Genomic DNA, 20,268 nt, shown 5'->3' with positions numbered 1-20,268 from the left:
GACCCCACCATGGCCAAGCGCGTCGAAGCCACGAACGTCAGCGCCTACTACGGCTCGTTCAAGGCGATCGAGAACATCAACCTCACCGTCGAACCGAAGACCGTGACCGCCCTGATCGGACCGTCCGGCTGTGGCAAGTCCACCTTCCTGCGGTCGATCAACCGGATGCACGAGGTGCTGCCCGGTGCCCGGGTCGACGGCCGGTTGACCATCGACGACCAGGACATCTACGACCGCGACGTGGACGTGACCGCGGTCCGTCGCATGATCGGGATGGTCTTCCAGCGGCCCAACCCGTTCCCCACCATGTCGATCTTCGACAACGTGGTGGCCGGGTTGAAGCTCAACGGCGTCCGCAGGAAGTCGGTCCTGCAGGACGCGGCGGAGAAGGCGCTGCGGTCGGCGAACCTGTGGGACGAGGTCAAGGACCGGCTGGGCAAGCCGGGCGCCGGCCTGTCCGGCGGCCAGCAGCAGCGGCTGTGCATCGCCCGTACCGTGGCGATGCAGCCGCAGGTGGTGCTGATGGACGAGCCCTGCTCGGCGTTGGACCCGATCTCCACCCTGGCGATCGAGGACCTGATGTTCAAGCTCAAGGACGAGTTCACGATCATCATCGTCACGCACAACATGCAGCAGGCGGCCCGGGTCTCCGACCGCACCGCGTTCTTCTCGATCGAGCGCACCGGCGACCCCGGTCGCCTGGTCGAGTACGACAACACGCAGAAGATCTTCAGCAACCCGAGCGTCAAGAAGACCGAGGACTACATCACCGGCCGCTTCGGCTGACGGTCAGTCGAGCACGAACCGGCCCGTACCGTCGGGTGCGGTCTCCAGCCGCGGGGTGATCGGAGTGGCCACCTCGCGGCCGGCCGCCATGGTCGCCACCTCGGCCAGCCCGGGACAGCCGGCCACCTCGGCCAGCGTGGCCATGGTGGGCGGCAGCATGCCGATCTCACCGGCCGCCGCCCGGGCCAGGGCGTCCTCCGGACGGATCCACATGGTGTGGTCGGCCTCACCGGAGACGTCCCGGGGCCGCTGCCCCTCGGGCAGCAGGGCGACGAAGAAGTACGTGTCGAACCGGCGCGGCTCGAAGTCCGGCGTGATCCACCGGCTCCACGGCAGCAGCAGGTCGGAGCGGAGCGCCAGCCCCCGGGCCCGCAACAGCTCGGCGAAGCCGATCCGCCGCTCGACCAGCGCGCGGCGTTCGGTCTCCCAGTCCTCGCCGCTGACGTCGCCGACCACGGTGTCCGGGTGCGGGCCGGCCAGCAGGACGCCGGCCTCCTCGAACACCTCGCGGGCCGCCGCGCAGACGACGGCCTGCGCCGCGTCCGGCGCCAGCGCCAACCGCTCGGCCCACCGCGCCGGGCTCGGGCCGGCCCAGTCGAGGTGCACCCGCGAGTCCGACCGGTCGACGCCACCGCCCGGGAAGGCGTACATGCCGCCGAAGGCCATCGCGGCCACCCGGCGGATGACGTACACCTCGAAGTCGGCGCCGTCGGCGGCGGGCCGGCCGGCGGCCGGCCGCAGCAGCAGCACGGTGGCGGCGACCCGGGGCTCCGCCGGGGTCCCACCCTCGGCCGCGAACCGGCGGGCGTGCTCGACCAACGACGCCGGCGCCGCGAATCCCCTGCCGTCGATCGTCATGCGGTGAGCCTAGTCGGCGCCCGGCCCGGCGCTCCGGACGGCGGGCCCGCCCACCCGGCCCGACGGCAGACCGGCCACCCGACCCGACGGCAGACCGCCCGCCGGGCGCGGGCCCGCCCGTCCTGTGGGAGACCGGCCCGCCGATCTTGGTATCCGGCCCGGCCAGGCCCTACCGTGCCGGCATGACGAGTGAACCCGCCTCGACCCCGACCGTCCGGCCCGACCCCGACCCGGCCCGGCCACCGGCCGGGGACGGCGGCGAACGAAGGCCCACCCGGTGGGGCATTCTGGCCACCGGCGGCATCGCCGCCACCTTCGTCCGGGACCTGCGGCTGGTGCCGGACGCCGAGGTGGTGGCGGTGGGCTCCCGGGCCGAGGGCACCGCGCGGGCCTTCGCCGACCGGCACGGCGTCCCGCGGGCGTACGGCTCGTGGGAGGCGCTGGCCGCGGACCCGGACGTGGACGTGGTCTACGTGGCCACCCCGCACGCCGCCCACCACGACGCCGCGATGACCTGCCTGCGGGCCGGCCGGGCGGTGCTTGTCGAGAAGCCGCTGACCCTGGACCGGGCGAGCAGCGCGGAGCTGATCGACGCGGCCCACTCCCGGGGCCTGTTCCTGATGGAAGCCATGTGGATGCGCTGCGACCCGCTGGTGCTGCGGGCCCGGGACCTGGTCCGGTCCGGCGAGATCGGCGAACTCACCTCGGTCCAGGCCGACTTCGGGCTGGCCGGGCCGTTCCCGGCCGGGCACCGGCTGGTCGACCGGGCGCTCGGCGGGGGCGCCCTGCTCGACCTGGGGATCTACCCGATCACCCTGGCGCACCTGCTGCTCGGCCCGCCGGACGAGATCCGCTCCTGGGCGAAGCTCAGCCTGGGCGGGGTGGACGAGAACACCGGCGTGGTGCTGGGCTACGACTCGGGCGCCATCGCCACGCTCAGCTGTGGACTGGTCGGCCGGACGCCGACGGTCGCGACGCTGACCGGCACCCGGGGCCGGATCGAGCTGCCCGCGCCGTTCATCCGCCCTGGTCAACTGGTCGTGCACCGGCTCGACGCGGACGCGCCGACGGTGCTGCCGGGCGAGTTGGTCGGCTCGGGCTACCAGCACGAGGCCGCCGAGGTGCAGCGCTGCCTGGCGGCCGGGCTGCTGGAGAGCCCGCTGGTGCCGCACCGGGCCACCCTGGAGGTGATGGCCCTGCTGGACGCCATCCGCGCCCAGATCGGCGTCAGCTATCCCTGACCTGGCGGGCGGGCACCCGTCGCCGCGTCACGCGCGACGGGAGCCCGCCCGACGGTTCAGCTGAAGATCGGCCGGACCAGCAGGTAGCACAGGCAGGCGATGGCCGCCGCGGCCGGGAACGTGGTGATCCAGGCGATGACGATGTTGCCGGCCACGTTCCACCGGACCGCCGTGAGGCGCTTGGTGGCCCCCACACCCATGATCGCGGAGGTGATCGTGTGGGTGGTGGAGATCGGCGCCTTCAGCACCAGCGCGTTGAAGTAGAGCACCGCGCTGGCCACCGTCTCGGCGGCGAAGCCCTCCGGCGGGCCGAGGTCGATGATCTTCCGGCCCAGGGTCCGGATGATCCGCCACCCCCCGGCGTACGTGCCGAGCGCGAGCATGGTCGCCGAGGTCCAGAAGACCCAGCCGGGGATGTGCATCTTGTCACTCTGGTAGCCGCCGCTGTAAAGGGCGAGCACCACGATGCCCATCGTCTTGGCGGCGTCCTGCATGCCGTGACCGATCGACATCGCCGCGGCGGACGCGGTCTGCGCGTGCCGGAAGCCCCGGTTCAGCTTGCCCGGCTGGCCGTTCCGGAAGATCCACAGGACGGCGAGCATCACCAGGTAGCCCAGCACCAGGCCGACCATTGGCGACAGCACCATCGGCACGATCACCTTGTCGAGGATGTTGCCCCACTGCACGACGCCGCCCGAGGCGAGCAGGGTGGCACCGACCAGGCCGCCGAACAGGGCGTGCGAGGAGGACGAGGGCAGCCCGAAATACCAGGTGATCAGGTTCCAGACGATGGCGCCCAGCACCCCGGCGAGGACCACGCCCAGGCTGGCCACCCCGGTCGGCAGGGTGACCAGGCCGTCCCCGACGGTCTTGGCCACCCCGGCGCCGAAGTGCGCGCCGATGAAGTTGCCGACCGCGGCCATCGCCAGGGCGACCCGGGGGGTGAGCGCGCGGGTGGAGATGCTTGTCGCGATGGCGTTCGCGGCGTCGTGGAAGCCGTTGGTGAAGTCGAAGATCATCGCGGCGACGATCACCGCGAGGACGGCGATCAGTTCGGGGCTCACGCGACCACCTCACCGGACGTACCGGTCGGGCGGCGGCGCGGGGCGTGCCCGGGCGTTCGCTGAGTGTGTGCGCTCACGGACTCAGGACTCCTTGACCGTGATGGTCTCGACCGTGTTCGCGACGTGCTCGAAGGCGTCGCAGGCGGCTTCGAGTTCGTCGGCGACCTCCTTCATCTTCAGCACGGTCAGCGCGTCGTACTCCCCGGAGAAGAGTCGGACCAGCAACATCCGGTACGCCTGGTCACCGTCGTTCTCCAGCCGGTTGCACTCGATCCAGTAGTCCTCGAGGTCCTTCATCGAACGCAGCCGGGGCATCGCCTGGGCGGTCAGCTTCGCCTGCTGGTCCAGCACGTTGACCAGCTCGTGCATCTCCCGGGGCAGCGACGGCAGCTTGGTCAGGCCGTACAGGTAGAGCAGGTTGCCGACCGCCTCCAGATGGTCCATCACGTCGTCCAGCAACGAGCCGAGCCGGTAGATGTCCTCCCGGTCGAACGGCGTGATGAAGGTCGAGTTGATCTTCTTGTACAGCGCGTGGGTGATCTGGTCGCTGTCGTGCTCGACCTCGGTGAGCCGGTCGCTGACCGACTGCACGTCGGCGTCCGGCAGGCCCAGTTCCTGCAGCAGCTCGGTGCCCTTCACCAGGTTCTCGGCGGCCCTGGTGAAGAGCTCGTAGAAGGCGCCCTCGGTAGGGCGAAAGGAAAACTTCACGGCACGGACCCTCGAATGCTCGGTGGACGGGTGGCAAGCCATCAGGGGGAGCCTGCCGTGGGAGATGCTAGGAAACCCGAAAACCCTCATTTCCGCGGCCTCCCCCTGCTCAACCACCATTAATTCGGCGTTCACCCGTTGTTCACCTGAGCGCGCCGGGTGGTCACGCTCAGCAGACGCGTTCGTCGCTCAACCGACGCCGTTCCCGCTCGATGTCGAAATCGGCCGGCGGGTAACGGAGCCCCAGATCGGTGAACGTTTCGAGCAGCAGGTGGGAAACCGCCCAGTCGCGGTACCACTTCCGGTCGGCCGGCACCACGTACCACGGCGCGCCGTCGGTGTCGCACCGGGCCAGCGCCGCACCGTAGGCGGCCTGGTAGTCGTGCCAGCGGGCCCGCGCGTCGACGTCGGCCGGGTTGTACTTCCAGTGCTTGTGCGGGTCGGTCAGCCGCTTGAGCAGCCGCTCCCGCTGCTCCTCGTACGAGATGTGCAGGAAGACCTTGACCAGGGTGAAGCCGCCGTCGGTCAGTTCCCGTTCGAAGTCGTTGATCTCGTCGTACCGGCTCTGCCAGACCCGCTCGGGCACCAACGACTCCACCCGGGCGATCAGCACGTCCTCGTAGTGCGACCGGTTGAACACCCCGACGTACCCGGGTCGGGGCAGCGCCCGGCGGATCCGCCAGAGGAAGGGGTGGTCCAGCTCCTCGCGGGTCGGCGGACCGAACGACCGGATGTGCAGGCCGAGCGGGTTCATCGCCCCGGCCACCCGGCGGATCGTGCCGTCCTTGCCGCCGCAGTCCATCGCCTGCAGCACCAGCAGCACCCGCCGGTCGGCCGCCGGGTCGACCTGGGCCGAGGCGTACAGCATCTCCTGCTGCGGGGACAGCTCGGCGCCGATCCCGACCACCCGGTCCCGGGCCCATTGCTTGCGGCTGCGGCCGGTCACCTCTTTCCCCGGCAACCCCGGGGTGGCCCGGGGATCGATCGTGGCGAGATCCACCGACCCGCCGTCGCCGGCCGGCACCCGCAACAACGCCCGTATCGAACTGGCAGCCATGCCCTGATCATCACCCACCGCCGACCCCCGGGCCACCCGGGCGCCCGGTCAGACCACCAGGGCGAGCCACTTCCGGTACGCCGTGGCGAACGGCTCGGTGCCGTCACCGAGCGCGCCGAGCAGCCACCGCGAGGCCGCCTCGGCGTTGGCGACCAGGTCGTCCGGATAGCCGAACCGGGTCCGGTGCTCGGCGAACTCGTCCTCGTCGCGCAGCTCGACCAGGCCGGTGGCGCGGCGCCGGACCACGTCGAGATCGAGGTCCACGAGGTGCACGGTGTCGCCCTCCCAGACCGCCGGGCTGGTGATGTCGCAGTAGACCTCGCTGGTCCGCGGCGGCGGGTTGAACATCCCCGTCCACCAGGCGGCGTGCGGCACCAGCAGCACGAACGGGATCTGCTCGACCGACGGCCGTCCGTGGTAGACCGACGGGGTGCCGGTGCTGACACCGAGCCAGACGCCCAGGTCGTCCTCGGCGAGCCGCTTCGCCGGGTAGTCCCGGTGCTGGGCCCCGTCGTACTTGCGGAAGACGACCCGGACGGTGTCACTGGACATGCCCGCACCTTAACTGATGGCCGTGAACCTCCGGTGCGACCGAAGGCCCTGTCCCGTTTCGCGCCGCAGCGGGCTCGGCACCGGATGTCGGCCGACGCGAAATGGCGGTCCACAATGACCCGCCGGGTGGTGACCGAGGCGTGTCGGCAGCGCCGGGTACCGTCGCACCGTGACCCCGCCACCGCCCGCCGGCCAGTCGACCTCCACCGCCACCGGATCCGTCGCCCGGTCGGCCCGGCGCCGTTCGTCGGGCCGGGCCACCGGCGCCGAGCTGCTGGCGGCCGCGGTCGGCGCGGTGCCCGGTGGGGCGGCCCGACCGGGGCAGCAGGCGATGGCCGACGCGATCGGCGACAGCATCGCCTCGGGCGAGCACCTGCTGGTGCAGGCCGGCACCGGCACCGGCAAGTCGCTGGCCTACCTGGCTCCCGCGCTGACCGTGGACGGGCCGGTGGTGATCTCCACCGCCACCCTCGCCCTGCAGTCCCAGCTGGTCGACCATGACCTGCCCCGGTTGGCCGCCGCGGTCGAGCCGGTGCTGGGTCGCCGTCCCACGTTCGCGGTGCTCAAAGGCCGGCACCACTACCTCTGCCTGGCCCGGTTGGACGGTTCCACCGAGGACGAACCGGCGGACGCCCTGTTCGACCAGCCGGCGAGCGGTGGCGGCACCCGGTGGCTGGGTGAGGCCGGCCGGCTCGGCAAGCAGATCCAGCGGCTGCGCGACTGGGCCGAGCGCACCGACACCGGTGACCGGGACGAACTCGACCCGGGCGTGGACGACCAGGCCTGGCGGATGGTCTCCATGCCGGCCCGGGAGTGCGTCGGCGCGTCCCGCTGCCCGTTCGGCGCCGAGTGCTTCGCCGAGGCGTCCCGGGCCCGCGCGCGGGAGGCCGACATCGTGGTCACCAACCACAGCCTGCTCGCCGTGGACATGATCGCCGGGCGGCACATCGTTCCGCCGCACAAGCTGCTGGTGGTGGACGAGGCGCACGAGTTGGCCGACCGGGTGTCGTCGGCGGCCCAGGCCGAGCTGGTCCCGGAGCTGATCGACCGGGCCGCCCGGCGGGCCCGCCCGCTGATCACCCCGGAGGCCGCCGAGTCCCTGGTCGCCGCCGGGGACGCGCTGGCCGTGGGGCTCGCCGAGGTGCCGGCCGGGCGAATCACCGCCGGCCTGCCGGGGCCGCTGCGCGAGGCATGCACGCTGCTGGACGGTGCCACCCGGGCGGCCCTGGACAAGATCGGCGAGATCCGTTCCGACGACCCGGACCCGGTCCGCAAGCAACAGGCCAAGGCCGTCCTGGACGAGCTGTCGACCACCGCCCAGCGGTTGCTGGACGAGGGCGACCACGACGTGGCCTGGGTGGAGAAGCCGGACGGGTCGGCCGCGGGCCGGCGGGCCCTGGTCGTCGCGCCGCTCTCCGTCGCGGGCACGCTCTCCACCCACCTGTACGACGAGCGCACCGTCGTGGCGACCTCGGCCACCCTGGCGCTCGGCGGCCGGTTCGACACGGTCGCGCGGGCGCTGGGGCTCGGACCGGCGCCCGATCCGACGCCGTCCCCGGCCGCGGCCGCGCTGGCCGAACGGGCCGCGGGGCCGGGTCGGGCCGGCCGGGTCCCACCACCGGCCCCGACCGACCGCCGGCCGGACGAGCCGGCCACCGAGGGACCGGGCTGGCGGTCGCTGGACGTGGGCTCGCCCTTCGACTATCCGCGCCAGGGAATCCTGTACGTCGCCGCGCACCTGCCCCGGCCGAGCGTCTCCGGACTGCCCGCCCCGGCCGGCGAGGAACTGCTGGCCCTGATCGGCGCGCTGGGCGGTCGTACCCTCGGGTTGTTCTCCTCCCGGCGGGCGGCGGCCCAGGCCGCCGAGCTGGTCCGGGCGCGGACCGACCTGACCGTGCTGCTGCAGGGCGAGGAGGCCCTGCCGTTGCTGGTCCGCCGGTTCCGCGAGGAACGGTCGAGCTGCCTGTTCGGCGTCATGTCGCTGTGGCAGGGGGTGGACGTGCCCGGCGACGCCTGCCAACTGGTGGTGATCGACCGGTTGCCGTTCCCCCGGCCGGACGAGCCGTTGGCGGCGGCCCGGGCGGCGGCGGTGGACGCCGCCGGCGGTTCCGGGTTCGCCGCGGTGAGCGTGCCGATCGCGGCGGTACGACTCGCCCAGGGCGCCGGTCGGCTGATCCGCTCGACCGGTGACAAGGGGATGGTGGCGGTGCTGGACTCCCGGCTGGAGACCGCCCGTGGCTACGGCGCCTTCCTGCGCCGGTCGTTGCCGCCGTTCTGGTACACGACCCGGCCGGACGTGGCGCGGGCAGCGTTGGAGCGGCTCGCCGGCGAGTGACGGTGAGCCCGGCGCCGCACCGGGCACCGGGCCCACGTCCGCGGGTCGGGTCAAGCACCGAGGGCCGCAGGCCACGGGCCGCGGTGGCGGCCCGTGGGATCAGGGTGCGTCGGCGGCTACCACCACGGCGTCGGGCGGCACCTCCGGCACGGATCGACTGGACAACCGCCGGATGGCCGTGTTCAGCATGGCGATGATCGGTACGGCGACGATCGCCCCGACGATCCCGGCCAGCACCGCGAACGACGCGATTCCGATGATCACGGCGAGCGGGTGGATGGCCACCGCCCGCCCCATGATCAGCGGCTGCAGCACGTGCCCCTCGACCTGCTGCACCACCACCACCGCGGCGAGGATGATCAACGCGGTCACCGGACCCTGGTCGACCAGGGCCACCAGCACCGCGACCGCGCCGGACAGCGCCGCGCCGACGATCGGGATGAACGCACCCAGGAAGACCAGCGCGGCCAGCGGGAAGGCGAACGGGATCTTGAAGATCACCAGGGCGATACCGATGCCGACCGCGTCGATGAAGGCGACCAGCACGGTGGCCCGGACGTAGGCGACCAGGGTGTTCCAGGAGGCCGTACCGGCGTCGTCGACCCGCCAGCGGGCGTTGACCGGCATCAGCCGGACCACGAACCGCCAGATCTTCCGCCCGTCGCGGAGGAAGAAGAACGTCGCGAAGAGCACCAGCAGGGCCCCGGTGAGCACCTCGAACAGCGTGGTGGCGGTGGCCAGTCCCGCGCTGGTCAACGACTGGGTGTTCTCGTTCACCCAGTTCTGCCCCTGGTCGATGTAATTGTTGAGCTGGTTGTCCGACATGTGCAGCGGGCCGGTGCGGAGCCAGTTCTGGATCTGCCGGACCCCCTCGGTGACGTTCTTGCTCATGTCCGGCAACCCGCTGATGAACTGGTTGACCACCAGCGTGAGCGTGCCGACCACCGCCGCCAGACCGGTGATCAGCACCAGCGCGGTGGCCAGCGAGGCCGGCAGGAACCGACGCAGCCAACCCACCGCCGGCGCCAGCAGGGCGGACAGCAGCAACGCGACGGCCACCGGGATCATCACGACCTGGATGAGACTGACCAGTTTGATCAGTGCCCAGAACACCACACCAACGGCGATCAACCGCCACGACCAGGAACCCGCGATCCGCAGCGCGTGCGGCACCTCGGCGTCGTCCCGGCTGACGGTCGACGAGTGCTGCTCACCCACCGGCGGGCCGACCTCGGCCGGCGGCGCGGGTGGCGACGCCACGGACTGGTCGACCGTCAACTCGTTCCCCGGGCCGGCGTCGCCGGACGAGGAACGGGCCGCCGCCCGCCCTGACGCGTACGCACGGCGAACCCTCGCGCGTAGCTGTTCCAAGCGGTTCAAGCGCACCCCCTGCCGGTGAATGGTTCCCCTACGGTAGCGGGCGGTCGCCGGACCGCCCGGTCCCGCGGAACCCTGAGTTCCCCCCGAGCTTGCCCAGCCGGAGTCCCCTCGACCTTGCCCCGCCGGACCGACCCGCGAAACCACCGGCGGCGCCCGGATCACCGCACGGTAGCGTCTGGGTCGTGACCGCCGACCCAGATATCGACTCCGGCCTGCCCATCCGGCTGCTGCACGACCGCGTACTCGTCCGTCTCGACGGCGGCGAGGGTGAGCGACGCTCGACCGCGGGCATCGTCATTCCCGCGACCGCGTCGATGGGGCGCCGGCTCGCCTGGGCCACGGCCGTCGGCGTCGGGCCCAACGTGCGTTCGTTCGTCGTCGGCGACCGGGTGCTGTTCGACCCGGAGGACCGCTCCGAGGTCGAACTGCACGGCCAGCAGTACGTCCTGCTCCGCGAGCGGGACGTGCACGCGGTCGCCGCGCAGCGGGTGGAGAACGACGCCACCGGCCTCTACCTGTAGCCGACCGGCGACGTCACCGGTACGGGTGACCGCCCGGGCCGAAGCCGCCCGGCCGGTAACCACCCTGGCCGTAACCGCCACCCGGCTGACCGCCTTGGCCGTAGGCACCCGGCTGACCGCCCTGGCCGTAGCCACCGGGCGGCTGGCCGGCCGGGCCGAAGTGGTGCGCGGGGGGAGCGGGCGGCGGGGTGAGCACCACGGGGATCGGCACCACCGGCTCGTCCGGCGCGTCCAGGGTGCGGCGCACCCCGTCCGGGAAGGTGACGTGGTAACGGCTGCCGTCCCAGGTGGCGGCCGGCGCCTGCGGATCACGGCCGACGAACACCTGCCGGTAGCCGGCGATCGCCGCCAGCAGTTGCCGTTCCTCGGCCGCCACCCGGGCCACGTCGGCGGGCTTGGTCTCCAGGCCGCGGTGCAGTCCGTCGCGCAGCAGGGCGAGCCGGGTGGCCGCGAACTGGTAGCCGCGCATCGCCTTCAGGCCGGGCTCACCGGCGACCCGGCGGGCCCAGCGTCGGGCCGAGTGCCGACGACCGAGGCTGCCCAGCGAGGCCACCTCCGGCGGGGTGAGCCAGCCGGCCCGGACGTAGTCCGGCAGCCGGCGCTCGGTGAGCCGTCCCTCCCAACCGCGTAGCCAGACGGCCAGCCCGACCGTGCCGAAAAAGATCGGCATCATCACGCCGATGTAGCCGTACAGCAGGATCAGGTTCTGCTTCAGCGCGACGGCCAGTGACGGCATCAGGTTCCAGGTGCCGTGCAGCATCATCGCCACCAGCAGGCCGGCCAGCGGGGCGAGAATCCGGACCCGGCGATCGGCGGACCGGGCGGCGATGCCGAGCCCGACGCCGGTCATCGAGGTGAACAGCGGGTGAGCGAACCCGGTGAACAGGATCCGAACGATGAAGATGGCGAACAGGTTCTGCGCGCCGGTGGCGGGGCCGTACTGGTGGGCACCCGCGGCGTAGCCGTGGCCGCCGAGGTAGAGGATGTTCTCCACCATCGCGAAGCCGACCGCGGAGAGCCCGCAGTAGACGATGCCGTCGGTGATGCCGGACCATTCGCGGCGCCGGAAGACCAGCAGCAGGATCGGGAAGAGCGCCTTCATCAACTCCTCGATGAACGGCGCGACCAGCACGGCCACCAGCGCGTCCGGCAGCCCCCAGGACTCGAACTGCCGGGAGGCGAAGGTGTTCACCTGCAACGCCGTGTAGGTGGCGACCGACGCGCCCCAGGCGAAGCAGAGCATCAGGTAGCCGGTCGGCTCCGGCTCGTAGCGGTCCAGCCAGAGGAAGCAGGCGACCAGCACCGGGACCGGCAGGATCGCCGCGACCAGGCCGATCAGCAGCGCCTGGGCGCCGAGATTCTCGCCGAGCTTGAGCAGCATCGCGACCGCGCAGCCGGCGATCACCGCAATCACCAGGCCGAGCGTCACTGCGCGCCGCCAGCTCAGCCGGCGACCGGCGGCGGCCTCTACCGGCGGCGGGCCGGCATGGTACGGGGCCGGCGCGGCGGGCGGCGGGGAGGACGGCGGCGGGAAACCCGATCCGGACGGGGTGTCTGCCATGGGAACAGCCTAGTCATCCGGTGCCCGACGGGCGGACGGCCGACCGGGCCGGCTCACGGCCGGCCGAGCCGGCTCACGGCCGGCCGAGCCGCTCGTCGGCCTGCTCGGGCTGCTCGGGCTGCTCGGCGGGCCGGCCGCCCGCCCGCTCCGGGGCCGGCCGGTCCGGGGCGTTCGCCCCGGCGTCGCTCTCGGCCGACGGCTGCCCGACCGGGCTGGTGCGCGGCGAGTGCTCCTTGCCGGTCTCCACCGCCCGGCGGACCAGCCGGTTGGCCTCCACCCGCTCGATACCGGTGGCCCGCAGCAGGTCGCTGGCGGTGGTCCGGATCTGCGCCACCACCACGCTGCCGGAGAAGCCCACCCCATCGGCGTAGGCCTGGCCCGCCTCGCTGACCGCCCGTAACGCCCGCTCGCGGGTCGCCTCCGGTTCCAGGCCGGCACCCAGCTCCTGCAGCAGCGACCGCACCGCGTCGGAGAGCTGGGCGACCGCCGAGGGCAGCGACGGCGGCACCGGTTCGTCGTCCTCCAGCGCGGTGACGGTACGGCGGATCAACGTGCCGCTGTTGGCCACCGCGTGTTCGATGTACTGGGCGCTCTCCACGTACTGGCTCAACGCACCCCGGCGGCGCCACCGGACCGGTGCCAGGGTGGCCGTCTCCCGGCCACCCTCCAGGGCCTCCTGGAGGCCCTGCATGTGGTGTTCCACCTGCTGAACCTGGTCCAGCGCCTTCTGCGCCCGCTCCGGATCGCGGTCGGACAACGCGGCGGCCGTCACCGACAGTTCGTTGGCCAGCGTGTTCAGCGCCGGCCGGGCCGCCCGGTCCACCACCCGCAACGGGTTGAACGGCAGCAGCAGCCAGGCGACGATCAGCGCCACGACGCCGCCCACCAGGGCGTCGACGACCCGGGGAAACGCCAGGTTCGAGCTCTTCGGGGTCAGCGCGACGAGCAGCAGCGCGGTCACGGCGGCCTGGATCACCACCGCCGGGCCGCCGCCCAGGAAGATCGTGATCATCACGGCCAGGGTGACGATCCCGGCGAGCTGCCACCCCCCGATGCCGAACAGGAGGATGAACACCTCGCCGATGGCGATCCCGACGGTCACCCCGATGATCAGTTCCACCGTACGGCGGAACCGCTGGCCCACCGACGCGGCGAGGGTGCCGACCGCCGCGATCGGGGCGAACACCGGGTCCGGGTTCTTCAGCCAGCTGGTCACGATCACCCAGGACAGGCCGGCGGCCAGGCCGGCCTGCAGGGCCAGCACCAGGTTGTAGCGGACCCGGTTCCACCGGTCCCGCAGGGTCGGAACGGACCTGCTGCGCAGTTCGGCCAGCAGTTCGGCCAGCCGACGAGGGTCGGTGGCGAGGTTCAGGCCGTTGCGGTGCCAGTCGGCCGCCTTGTCCCGTTTCGAAGCCACGGCGGGGGTTACCCGCCACGCACGGTTTGATGCCTCCGCGCGGCACCGGGGCGTTCTGTAGCCGATTGCACTATTTCGCGGATCGGTCGCCGCCGTCCATCGTGGACCGGCGACCGACCGACCAGGTACGGCCGGGTTCCGCGGCCGTCCTCGGATCGACGGACGGCGTGGTCACCGTCGTTGCCCGGTGAGTAACCTGCCACCCATGCCAGACCTCCTCGACGACCTGCGGGACGCCCTCGGCGCGGCCGCCGTCCTCACCGATCCCGACCTGCTCCGCGGTCACCAACGGGACGAGGCCGACCTGTGTGACGCCGGTCTGCCGGCGGTGGTGGTCCGACCGCGGGACACCGCCGACGTGGTACGGGCGGTCACCATCGCCGCCCGACACGGCGTACCGGTGGTGCCGCAGGGGGCCCGGACCGGGCTGGCCGGCGCGGCGAACGCGGTGGACGGCGCGGTCGTGCTGTCCATGACGGCGATGACCGAGATCCGGGAGATCGACCCGGTCAACCGCACGGCCGTGCTGCAACCGGGCGTGGTCAACGCGGCCCTGGCCGGCGCGGTGGCCAAGCACGGCCTGCGCTACCCACCCGACCCGGGTTCCTGGGAGTCGTCCACGGTCGGCGGCAACGTCGCCACCAACGCCGGCGGCATGTGCTGCGTGAAGTACGGCGTCACCAGCGAGTACGTGCTGGGCCTGGAGGTGGTGCTGGCCTCGGGTGAGGTGCTGCGCACCGGCCGGCGGACCGCCAAGGGCGTGGCCGGGTACGACCTGACCCGGCTGTTCGTGGGCTCGGAGGGCACCCTCGGCGTGATCACCGAGATCACCGTCGCGCTGCGGCCGGCCGCCGAGGAGTCGCTGACCCTGGTCGCGGTCTTCGACTCGACCGCCGCGGCCGGTACGGCGGTCGCCGACATCTCCGTCCGCGGGCTCACTCCCAGCATGTTCGAACTGCTGGACCGGACGCACCTGCGGGCGATCGAGGCGTACCAGCCGATGGGCCTGCGCACCGACGCGAGGGCGCTGCTGCTGGCCGCGGCGGACACCGGTTCCCGGGCTGCCGACGACCTGGCCCGGCTGGCCGAGGTGTGCCAGGCGGCCGGCGCCGGCGAGGTGTACGCGGCCACCGACGCGACCGAGGCCGCCGCCCTGCTGCAGGCCCGCCGGCTGGCCCACCCGGCGATGGAACGGTTCGCCGCCGAGACGTACCCGGCCGGCAACGGCGGCTTGATCATCGACGACGTGGCGGTGCCGCGCGGCTCGCTGGCCGCCCTGCTCGACGGGGTGGAACAGGTCGCCGAGGAGTACGACGTGCCGATCGGCGTGGTCGGCCACGCCGGCGACGGCAACATGCACCCGAACATCGTGGTCGACCGGGCCGACCCGGCCATCCTGGAACGCGGCCGGCAGGCGTTCGACGCGATCATGCGGCTCGGGCTGTCGCTGGGCGGGACCTGCACCGGCGAGCACGGCGTGGGGCTGCTCAAGCGGGACTGGCTGGCCCGAGAGATCGGACCGGTGGGCCTGCGGGTGCACCGGGCGATCAAGGACGCCCTGGACCCGACCGGGCTGTTCAACCCGGGCAAGGTGATCTGACCGTCCGGCGGCGGACCGCGCCCGCCCTCCGTGACCGCACCACCGGTCACCCGTTGAACCGGATGGAACACCGCTCCGGGTGGACCACCGTTGTGAGGAGGCGGAGATGAATCGCAGTCCGCGCCGTGCCGCGCTACTCGTCGTGTTCCTGGTCGCCGCGCTCGGAATGCCGGTGACCGCCGCCAACGCCGCCGCACCATACGATCGACCCGACACCGCCCCGGCCGCCGTCGCCGCGATACCGACCGCGGGAGCGCTGGCCAGGACCTGCTACGTCTCGCCGAAGAAGGGCGTCTCGGCGGTGGCCGTCCGCCGTACCGCCTCGACCAGCGGGACCCGGATCGGACTCATGTACCCCGGCCAGCGGGCCACGGCCGCCTGCTCCGCCACCCGGGGCGGCAGCTATTCCGCCTGCGGAAGCGGGTCCAGCCCGTGGTGGATCAAGATCACCTGGAAGGGCGCCAGGGGCTACGTCGCCCAGCGGTGCGTGAACTGGACCTATTCCGGCTGAGCCGCCCGCCACCCGGGCCGGACGGCCGGACGGCCGGAAAACGATCACTGGCTGGTCGCCGGTGGCCGCAGCGGCGCCACCGGCGGCCCGAACGGGTCCTCGCCCCGGTCGGCCGCGAAGCCCCGGACGTCCGGCGCACCGAGCCGGGCCGCGTCCGCGGTCGCGTCGTCCGGCATCCGCTGCGACTGGCGTTCCGCCTCGACCCGGGCCAGGTAGTGCTCGACCTCCCGGGCCCGTACCGCCGCGTTCCAGCCGAGCACCGCGCCCATGACCTCGGCGGCGTGCTCCGCCGACTCGGCGCCCCGGTGGGCGGTCTCGAAGGAGATCCGGGTCCGTCGGGTCAGCACGTCGTCCAGGTGCAGCGCGCCCTCGGAGCCGGCCGCGTAGGCGACCTCGGCGGCCAGGTACTCGGGTGCGCCGGCCAGCGGCGAGGCGAGCAGCGGATCCGCGCCGATCAGGCGCAGCAGGTCGACGGTGAGCGTGCCGTACCGCTCCAGCAGGTGCTCGACGACGCCCACCTGGACCGCGTGCCGCCGGGCCAGGTCGGCCCGGTCCCGCCACATCGCGGCGAACCCGTCGGCACCCAGCAGCGGCAGGTCGGCCGTCCGGGACGGGCGTGCCCCGCCCAGCCGCCGGGCGGCCCGGTCCACCACGTCCGCAGCCATCACCCGGTACGTCGTGTACTTGCCGCCGGCCACCAGCAGCAGCCCGAGCATCGGCTCGATGACGGCGTGTTCCCGGGACAGCTTCGAGGTGGAGTCGGCCTCCCCGGACAGCAACGGGCGCAGTCCGGCGTACACCCCTTCGATGTCCGAGGTGGTCAGTGGCCGGTCCAGCACGGTGTTGACCTGGTCCAGCAGGTATGCGATGTCCCGGGCCGAGGCGGCCGGGTGGGACCGGTCGAGCTGCCAGTCGGTGTCCGTGGTGCCGATGATCCAGTGCCCGCCCCACGGAATCACGAACAACACCGAGGTGGCCGTGCGCAGGATCAGTCCGGCGTCGCCGGTGATCGCCGAGCGGGGCACCACCAGGTGCACCCCCTTGGAGGCCCGGACCCGCAGTCCCGGTCGCAACCCGGCGTCTCCCAGCAGCCTGGACATGTCGTCGCTCCACACGCCGGTGGCCGCGATGACGGTACGGGCACGTACCTCGAACTCGGCGTCCGGCGAACCCGCTGGCGCCTCCATGTCCCGGACCCGTACGCCGGTGACCTCGCGGGCCTGCCGGACCAGGCCGACCGCCCGGGCGCTGCTCACCACGGCGGCGCCCTGGCTGGCCGCGGTCCGGACCAGGTTCACCACCAGCCGGGCGTCGTCGACCTGACCGTCGTAGTAGCGGATCGCGCCGGACACCACGTCCGGACGCAGGCTCGGGAAGACCCGGCGCGTGGTCTCCCGGGTCATGTGCCGGTGCAACGGCATTCCCCGGCCACCGCCGAACAGACCGGCGAACACGTCGTAGACCGCGACCCCGAGGCCGTAGTAGGACCGGCGCCAGGCGCGACCCGGCAACTCCCGGAGCCCGGCGCCCGGTTGGGACGGCAGCGGCACCAGGATCGGCACCGGCCGGACCAGGTGCGGCGCGAGTCGGGTGGCCAGCAGCCCGCGTTCGGTCAGCGCCTCGTGGACCAGGTGGAACTCCAACTGTTCCAGGTAGCGCAGACCGCCGTGGATCAGTTTGCTGGACCGGCTGGACGTACCGGCGGCGAAGTCGCGCGCCTCGACCAGGGCCACCTTGAGGCCCCGGGAGGCGGCGTCCAGGGCCGCGCCGGCCCCGGTCGCCCCACCCCCGATGACCAGCACGTCGAACCGCTCGCTGCGCAACCGGCGCAGGTCGGCGGCGCGGCGTTGGGGTGAGAGCTGACCGGCCACATATCGGGACACATTCGGGTCACGCACCCCTCCACCGTAACCGCCTGCGGCGCGTCCGGGCCCGTCGCGGGCCGTAGTGTCTGTCTCCATGCAGGTCGGCCCCCCTCCACCGAGCGATGCGGCGCACCCGCTCGCACCGGCCCCGCCACCGGTCACGGGCGGCGCGGCAACGCCGCCGTGGCCACCACCGCGGACCGCGCCGACGCCGGGCGGCACGAACCCCTGGTCGGTGGTCGCCGCGGTGCTGACCGGCCTGTGGGCCGTCGCGGTCGTGGCGGGCGCCGAGGCGATCGGTTGGCTGGTGACGCAGCTCCTGCTCACCCTGGGGCTGGACCAGCCGGCCTGGGTCCGGTTCGTCCCGAGCCTGGCCGCCGGGCTGCTGGTCGCACTGCCGGCGACGCCGCTGGCCCTGCTCCCGCGCGGTCCCGCGGTCCGGGCCGCCGGCCGGGCCTGGCTGCTCGGCGCGGCGGCGCTGGCCGGGCTCGGTCTGGTACGGGCGGTACCGACGCCGCAGAACGAGTTCTACCTGGCCGCCCTCGCCGTCGTCGCCGTCGCGCTCGGGTCGGTGCTCCGCACCGGTCGGCGCCGCACCGGTGGCCCGAGCGAGATCGCCCGGACCGACCGGCCCGGCGGATCCGACCGGCGGCGGACGTGGCGTCCCGGATCGGCCGCCCGGTCCGGTCGCGCGACCGCCCCGCCGGCTGACGTCGCGGTTTCGGGCCCGCATCGAGAACGTAGTAGCTACAACGTTTTCGATGTGGGCTCGAACTCGGCACCGCCGGGCCGCCAGGATCCGGCCACCGCCGGGCCGCCGGACCGGGAGGCCCCGGCCGCGACCGGGCTCGCGGCAACGGCCGGCCTGGCGGTGCTGCTGCCCTGGGTGTGCGTGGGCGCGCTGGGCGGCCTGCTGGAAACCGTCCTTGCGGTGACGGCCGCGGTCGCGGTCGGTCGACTCGCGGCGTCGATCCTGGACGTCCGGTTCTGGGCGACCTACCGGAGGTGGCCGGACGGCCGACCGCACCCGGTCCGGCTGCTGCTGCTCGGCGGCCCGGTCGCCGGGGTGGCGTTGCTGCTGGTCGCGGCCGGCACCGGGCAGGACGGTGCGCAGTTGGCGGCGCTGCTGACCCTGCCACCGCTCGGCTTCGCCACCGCCACGCTGGCGGGGTCCGGTGCGTACCCGCCCGGTGGCCGGCCGTGGCGGCCGGTCGGCTGGCTGGTCGGGCTCGCGGCCGTCGGTCCACTGGCCTTCGCCGACCCGGAGGAGATCTCGCTCTTGCTGCTCGGCCGGGACGTGCCGTTCTGGGTCGCGGTCGCGGCGGGCGGGTCACTCACCATCGCGCTGCTGGTCGCGGCCGGGTACGCGGTGGCGTTCGCCCGGCTGCGCCCGCGTCGGCCCGGACGGCGTCCGGTGGCCGCCGCGCTCGGACTGCTGCTGGTCGCGGTCGCCGGCCTGTACGTCGGTGCCGGCCAACCCGGCCTGTACGGCGAGAAGCTCTTCGTCGTGCTGCGTGAGCAGGCCGACCTGACCGGGGTGCCGGTGGGGCTGACCGGTTTCGCCGGCCGGGCCACCCGGGGCGAGGCGGTCTACCGGCGACTGGTCGACACCGCCGAACGGTCACAGGCCGGGCTCCGCCGGGACCTGCGCCGGCTGCACCTGCGCCACACGCCCTACTACCTGGTCAACGCCGTCGAGGTGGAGGGTGGCCCGGCGGTACGGGAGTGGCTGTCCCGCCGGTCCGACGTGGACCGCGTGCTGCTCAGCCAGCGGCTCCGACCGCTCCCGGCGGCACCCCGGCCGGACCGGGGTGCGCTGGCACAGCCGGCCGCGCCGCCGTGGAACATCACAATGATCGGCGCGGACCGGGTCCGTTCGGGGCTGGGGGTCACCGGCGCCGGCATCGTGGTGGGCACTTCCGACTCCGGAGTGGACGGTGCCCATCCGGCGTTGGCCGGCGGTTTCCGCGGCGGCGACGACTCCTGGTACGACCCGTGGAACGGCAGCCGGACGCCGACCGACCGCGGCGGCCACGGTACGCACACGCTGGCCAGCGCGGTCGGTGGCCGACAGGTCGGCGTGGCCCCGGGCGCCCACTGGGTGGGCTGCGTCAACCTGGGCCGCAACCTGGGCAACCCGGCGCACTACCTGGACTGCCTGCAGTTCATGCTGGCGCCGTTCCCCACCGGCGCGGACCCGTTCACGGCGGGCCGGCCGGACCGGGCGCCGCAGGTGCTGACCAACTCGTGGGGCTGCCCGCCGATCGAGGGCTGCGACCGGGACGTCCTGCGGCCGGCCACCGCGGCCCTGGCCGCGGCCGGGATCTTCACCGTGGTCGCGGCCGGCAACAGCGGCCCGTACTGCGGCTCGGTCAGCGATCCGCCCGCGCCGTACCCGGACGTGCTCACGGTGGGCGCGGTCGACCAGGAGGGGCGGATCACCGAATTCTCCAGCCGGGGACCGGCGCCCGGCGGCGCCGCGAAGCCCGACGTCGTCGCCCCCGGTGCCGACGTACTGTCCGCCTGGCCCGGCGGCGGCTACGCCACCGAGAACGGTACGTCGATGGCGACGCCGCAGGTGGCGGGCGTGGTGGCGCTGATGTGGTCGGCGAATCCGGCGCTGGTCGGCGACCTGGACCGGACCCGGCGCATCCTGCGGGACACGGCGACCGGGAGGCCGGCTCGGTATCCACCCGGCGAACCGGCGGACCGGTGCGGCGGCTCGGCGAACGTCACCGGCGCCGGACTGGTCGACGCGTACGCCGCGGTCCGGGCGGCCACCGCCGCCGGCTGAGGGTGTCCCCGCCAGATC

The 20,268-nt window shown here is 73.4% G+C and carries 16 protein-coding genes; 7 read left to right on the top strand and 9 right to left on the bottom strand.

The features are described from left to right. Positions 1-9 precede the first annotated feature (9 nt). Entirely contained in the window at positions 10-786 is a 777-nt protein-coding gene (gene pstB / locus ACFOX0_RS01035; RefSeq protein ID WP_377541460.1) for a phosphate ABC transporter ATP-binding protein PstB, read from the top strand. A gap of 3 nt (positions 787-789) precedes the next feature. Here the strand turns inward: pstB and ACFOX0_RS01030 are convergent, their stop codons facing one another. Beyond that, positions 790-1,644, bottom strand: coding sequence for an NUDIX hydrolase (locus tag ACFOX0_RS01030; RefSeq protein WP_377541459.1), 855 nt, complete (start codon positions 1,642-1,644; stop codon positions 790-792). Positions 1,645-1,826: 182 nt separating this feature from the next. On the opposite strand from ACFOX0_RS01030, the gene ACFOX0_RS01025 reads away from it, so the two are divergent. After that, the gene (locus ACFOX0_RS01025; protein ID WP_377541458.1) at positions 1,827-2,885 is read left to right on the top strand and encodes a Gfo/Idh/MocA family protein; all 1,059 of its coding nucleotides are present in this window, start codon (positions 1,827-1,829) and stop codon (positions 2,883-2,885) included. 56 nt (positions 2,886-2,941) lie between these two features. Here ACFOX0_RS01025 and ACFOX0_RS01020 read toward each other — a convergent pair whose 3' ends face one another. The 4 genes from ACFOX0_RS01020 to ACFOX0_RS01005 all read right to left on the bottom strand — a co-directional run bounded on the left by ACFOX0_RS01020 (position 2,942) and on the right by ACFOX0_RS01005 (position 6,266). Then, a complete protein-coding gene (locus ACFOX0_RS01020) occupies positions 2,942-3,949 on the bottom strand; it encodes an inorganic phosphate transporter (RefSeq protein WP_377541457.1) in 1,008 nt (335 codons plus the stop codon). An 81-nt stretch (positions 3,950-4,030) separates the two neighbouring features. Then, on the bottom strand, positions 4,031-4,657 hold the full coding sequence (locus ACFOX0_RS01015) for a DUF47 domain-containing protein (RefSeq protein ID WP_377541456.1): 627 nt from the start codon (positions 4,655-4,657) through the stop codon (positions 4,031-4,033). Between the two features lie 169 nt (positions 4,658-4,826). Beyond that, entirely contained in the window at positions 4,827-5,714 is an 888-nt protein-coding gene (locus ACFOX0_RS01010; protein ID WP_377541455.1) for a PPK2 family polyphosphate kinase, read from the bottom strand. A 48-nt stretch (positions 5,715-5,762) separates the two neighbouring features. Further along, positions 5,763-6,266, bottom strand: coding sequence for a DUF402 domain-containing protein (locus ACFOX0_RS01005; protein ID WP_377541454.1), 504 nt, complete (start codon positions 6,264-6,266; stop codon positions 5,763-5,765). Positions 6,267-6,435: 169 nt separating this feature from the next. Here ACFOX0_RS01005 and ACFOX0_RS01000 point away from each other — a divergent pair, with 169 nt between their 5' ends. Next, positions 6,436-8,601: an ATP-dependent DNA helicase gene (locus ACFOX0_RS01000; RefSeq protein WP_377541453.1), complete on the top strand. Its 2,166-nt coding sequence runs from the start codon at positions 6,436-6,438 to the stop codon at positions 8,599-8,601. A gap of 99 nt (positions 8,602-8,700) precedes the next feature. Here the strand turns inward: ACFOX0_RS01000 and ACFOX0_RS00995 are convergent, their stop codons facing one another. Continuing rightward, positions 8,701-10,125, bottom strand: a complete 1,425-nt coding sequence (locus ACFOX0_RS00995) for an AI-2E family transporter (protein ID WP_377541452.1) — start codon at positions 10,123-10,125, stop codon at positions 8,701-8,703. Positions 10,126-10,163: 38 nt separating this feature from the next. On the opposite strand from ACFOX0_RS00995, the gene ACFOX0_RS00990 reads away from it, so the two are divergent. Further along, the gene (locus ACFOX0_RS00990) at positions 10,164-10,502 is read left to right on the top strand and encodes a GroES family chaperonin (protein ID WP_377541451.1); all 339 of its coding nucleotides are present in this window, start codon (positions 10,164-10,166) and stop codon (positions 10,500-10,502) included. A gap of 13 nt (positions 10,503-10,515) precedes the next feature. Here the strand turns inward: ACFOX0_RS00990 and ACFOX0_RS00985 are convergent, their stop codons facing one another. After that, entirely contained in the window at positions 10,516-12,063 is a 1,548-nt protein-coding gene (locus tag ACFOX0_RS00985; protein ID WP_377541450.1) for a PrsW family intramembrane metalloprotease, read from the bottom strand. A gap of 73 nt (positions 12,064-12,136) precedes the next feature. Then, positions 12,137-13,480, bottom strand: coding sequence for an FUSC family protein (locus tag ACFOX0_RS00980; RefSeq protein ID WP_377541449.1), 1,344 nt, complete (start codon positions 13,478-13,480; stop codon positions 12,137-12,139). A 205-nt stretch (positions 13,481-13,685) separates the two neighbouring features. Here ACFOX0_RS00980 and ACFOX0_RS00975 point away from each other — a divergent pair, with 205 nt between their 5' ends. Together ACFOX0_RS00975 and ACFOX0_RS00970 are read left to right on the top strand one after the other, a co-directional pair. Beyond that, the gene (locus tag ACFOX0_RS00975; protein ID WP_377541448.1) at positions 13,686-15,080 is read left to right on the top strand and encodes an FAD-binding oxidoreductase; all 1,395 of its coding nucleotides are present in this window, start codon (positions 13,686-13,688) and stop codon (positions 15,078-15,080) included. A gap of 106 nt (positions 15,081-15,186) precedes the next feature. Continuing rightward, positions 15,187-15,591, top strand: coding sequence for an SH3 domain-containing protein (locus tag ACFOX0_RS00970; protein ID WP_377541447.1), 405 nt, complete (start codon positions 15,187-15,189; stop codon positions 15,589-15,591). Positions 15,592-15,635: 44 nt separating this feature from the next. Here the strand turns inward: ACFOX0_RS00970 and ACFOX0_RS00965 are convergent, their stop codons facing one another. Further along, entirely contained in the window at positions 15,636-17,474 is a 1,839-nt protein-coding gene (locus ACFOX0_RS00965; RefSeq protein ID WP_377541855.1) for a glycerol-3-phosphate dehydrogenase/oxidase, read from the bottom strand. Positions 17,475-17,550: 76 nt separating this feature from the next. On the opposite strand from ACFOX0_RS00965, the gene ACFOX0_RS00960 reads away from it, so the two are divergent. Beyond that, on the top strand, positions 17,551-20,250 hold the full coding sequence (locus tag ACFOX0_RS00960; RefSeq protein ID WP_377541446.1) for a S8 family serine peptidase: 2,700 nt from the start codon (positions 17,551-17,553) through the stop codon (positions 20,248-20,250). Positions 20,251-20,268: the final 18 nt, after the last annotated feature.

The sequence above is a fragment of the Micromonospora zhanjiangensis genome (assembly GCF_042650605.1).
Lineage (GTDB): Bacteria > Actinomycetota > Actinomycetes > Mycobacteriales > Micromonosporaceae > Micromonospora_J > Micromonospora_J zhanjiangensis.
The sequence above is the reverse complement of the archived record's forward strand: the minus strand, read 5'-3'. Positions and strand labels throughout refer to the sequence as shown.

What these genes read in the sequence shown, in the direction of transcription:
- pstB (WP_377541460.1), top strand. Translation starts at nt 10, where the DNA reads ATGGCCAAGCGCGTCGAAGCCACGAACGTCAGCGCCTACTACGGCTCG.
- ACFOX0_RS01030 (WP_377541459.1), bottom strand. Translation starts at nt 1,644, where the DNA reads ATGACGATCGACGGCAGGGGATTCGCGGCGCCGGCGTCGTTGGTCGAG.
- ACFOX0_RS01025 (WP_377541458.1), top strand. Translation starts at nt 1,827, where the DNA reads ATGACGAGTGAACCCGCCTCGACCCCGACCGTCCGGCCCGACCCCGAC.
- ACFOX0_RS01010 (WP_377541455.1), bottom strand. Translation starts at nt 5,714, where the DNA reads ATGGCTGCCAGTTCGATACGGGCGTTGTTGCGGGTGCCGGCCGGCGAC.
- ACFOX0_RS01005 (WP_377541454.1), bottom strand. Translation starts at nt 6,266, where the DNA reads ATGTCCAGTGACACCGTCCGGGTCGTCTTCCGCAAGTACGACGGGGCC.
- ACFOX0_RS00985 (WP_377541450.1), bottom strand. Translation starts at nt 12,063, where the DNA reads ATGGCAGACACCCCGTCCGGATCGGGTTTCCCGCCGCCGTCCTCCCCG.
- ACFOX0_RS00975 (WP_377541448.1), top strand. Translation starts at nt 13,686, where the DNA reads ATGCCAGACCTCCTCGACGACCTGCGGGACGCCCTCGGCGCGGCCGCC.
- ACFOX0_RS00970 (WP_377541447.1), top strand. Translation starts at nt 15,187, where the DNA reads ATGAATCGCAGTCCGCGCCGTGCCGCGCTACTCGTCGTGTTCCTGGTC.
- ACFOX0_RS00960 (WP_377541446.1), top strand. Translation starts at nt 17,551, where the DNA reads ATGCAGGTCGGCCCCCCTCCACCGAGCGATGCGGCGCACCCGCTCGCA.